This is a genomic window from Psychrilyobacter sp. (genome assembly GCF_049671765.1).
In the GTDB taxonomy this organism is placed as follows: domain Bacteria; phylum Fusobacteriota; class Fusobacteriia; order Fusobacteriales; family Fusobacteriaceae; genus Psychrilyobacter.
This window is the reverse complement of sequence record NZ_JBATVM010000104.1, coordinates 1-2,654: the sequence shown is the minus strand read 5'-3', so window position 1 is coordinate 2,654 and position 2,654 is coordinate 1. Positions and strand designations below refer to the sequence as shown.

The 2,654-nt window shown below is 30.4% G+C and carries 2 protein-coding genes; both read right to left on the bottom strand.

Annotated elements, in window-relative coordinates:
- Positions 1-199: 199 nt before the first annotated feature.
- On the bottom strand, positions 200-1,441 hold the full coding sequence (locus WBG30_RS05130; protein WP_424503571.1) for an IS256 family transposase: 1,242 nt from the start codon (positions 1,439-1,441) through the stop codon (positions 200-202).
- A gap of 97 nt (positions 1,442-1,538) precedes the next feature.
- A partial coding sequence (locus WBG30_RS05125) for an ABC transporter permease (RefSeq protein ID WP_424503570.1) occupies positions 1,539-2,654 on the bottom strand: 1,116 nt, incomplete at its 5' end.

Genomic DNA, 2,654 nt, shown 5'->3' with positions numbered 1-2,654 from the left:
GGAGATATCTCCCTTATTTTTGGGAGTGTTGCAAGTTTTGTGTAAACTCTAAAAATCAATGTAAAATTTCTATAAAATGGAGAGGTATAATTGTTTTAATTATCGCTTCTCCTTTTTAATATATTAGAACTTTCTTTTTTGTATGTCAAGGGCAGAGCCTAAAAATAGCCTCTTTCAAAAGAGATATTTTAGATTGTATTTACTTTAATCGTTCTTCAAAAAATATTTGCAATTGAGAGTAAATTATACCCCAATCTCTTCGGCGCCCGGTCCATTTCTGTGTGATATCCATCGTAGTAAGATAGAGAAGTTTGAATAGGCTATCATCTGTAGGAAAAATAGTTCTACTTTTGCTTGTTTTTCTTAGCTGCCTATTAAATCCCTCTATTGTGTTAGTTGTATAAATCAGAGTCCTAATTTCCTGTGGGTACTTAAAATATGTAGATAAATTTACCCAGTTAGATTTCCAGGAAATAGCTATTTGTGGATATTTTTTCTTCCATTTCTCTTCAAAATTATCTAATTCGAAAAGAGCAATATCTTCAGTATTAGCCTTATAAACTTTTTTTAGATCTATCATGAGCTCTTTAATATCTTTGTATGATACATATCTAGTAGTGTTTCTTATTTGATGGATAATACATTGTTGTATCTCTGTATCAGGGTAAACCGCTGAGATAGCATTAGAAAAGCCCGTGAGCCCATCAACACATATGATAAGAATGTCGTTTAAACCTCTATTTTTTAATTCATTCATTTTTAGCAGCCAGAACTTAGCACTCTCATTTTCACCAACCCACATCCCTAACACTTCTTTCATACCGTCCATATTAATTCCAATGGCTATGTAGACCGCCTTTTTAACTATACGCCCTTCGCTACGAACGTTGTAATGGATAGCGTCCATAAAAACTACAGCATATGTTTCTTCTAGAGGTCTATCTTGCCATTCTTTGGCAACTGGGAGAATCTTATCAGTAATTCTACTGATAGAGCTCTCAGAGACATCAAAATCATACATATCGGCAACATGGTACTTGATATCACTAAGAGTCATACCCTTGGCGAATAAAGATGTAACTTTTCGCTCAAACTCTTGAGTTATTGAATTTTGATTTTTTTTAATGATTTGTGGCTCAAATTCATTATCTCTATCCCTGGGAACAGAGATGTCAATTATTCCAGAACTGCCCTTTAAAGATTTTTTAGAATAACCATTTCTAGAGTTATCTGTTAGCTTATTTCTATAGTCATATTTACTATAGCCGAGTTGCTCTTCTAATTCGCCTTCTAGAGCATTTTCTAGCATTTGTCCCATCATTTCTCTAGCTAATGCGCCAAGATCTAAACTATCATAACTTGGTAATTTTTTTAGATAATCTTTAATTAATTCTTTTCGCGCAAGTTCATCAGGCGATAAACCTTTGTCTCTTTTTCTCATGAAAAAAACCTCCGTTTTAGTGTGATTTTATTCTACACCAATTTGGAGGTTTACACAAAATATGAAACAGACCCTTATTTTTTTATACAAATATTTTTTAATCATGTTTCAAAGCTTCTACTATTTTTAATTTTGACCCTCTATATGCAGGAAATATACTAGATAAAAATATAATTATAATATTAGCTCCTACTATTAGGAGTATTTCTTTAAATTTTATCTCCACAGGAATTTTATTTAAATTATAAATACTATTTATTTCATTTATACTATAATTTTGTATAGTCCATAATGCTATACCTGAAATAATTAATCCAATAACTATTCCTATTACTCCTAAAAATAATCCCTCTATAATAAATATTTTCATAATATTTTTACTGGTGAATCCTATTGATCTCATTATTCCTATATCTTTTATTTTATTTTTGACAGACATACTGAGTATTACCCAAATTAAAAATCCTGCTATTATAACTATTAAAAAAAATATCAAGATCATTCCACTTTTTTGTAGTGATAGGGATGCTAATAAGTTTTTATTTAAATCTTTCCACGTTCTGATAGAAAGATCTGTATTTTTTTTGATTTCTAGTGCTATTTTATCTACACTGTATATATCATCTAAAAATACTTCTAAATTAGTTACAGAATCTCCTCCATAGGTTAAAATTTGAACTGCCTTTAGTGGAACTATTATTATAGTTTTATCATACTCTTCATAACCTGACTGGTATACACCTATTATAGTCAGTGCTATTTTAATATTATTAGGAGTAACTATTGTTACCTTATCTCCTAATTTTGCCCCTAAGTCATCAAAGAGTTTCTTACCTATTATAAATTCGGTAGATTTCTTTGCATCCATAGTTCCATAAACTATTTTTTTGTCCAAACCCATAGTTTTTTTTGCATCATTAAAATCTAAACCATTTATCTGTACTCCCGTTACATATGACCCATGAACTTGATTATATTTTAATATCCCCTGTTCTGTACTTTGAGGAACGACTCCTTTTACTCCTTTTATATTTCCAACCTTTGACTGTAACTCCCTATAATTTTCTATCGATTCACCATTTTTATTGATTATTATATGGGAAGTCATTGAAAATATACTCTCCATCATATTTTTGTCTAGCCCGTTAGATATACCAATTGAAACTACCAATACTATAATTCCTATGGCTACTCCAAACATTGCTACTATACT

Coding starts and splice junctions, on each gene's coding strand:
- WBG30_RS05130 (WP_424503571.1), bottom strand. CDS start 1,441: ATGAGAAAAAGAGACAAAGGTTTATCGCCTGATGAACTTGCGCGAAAA.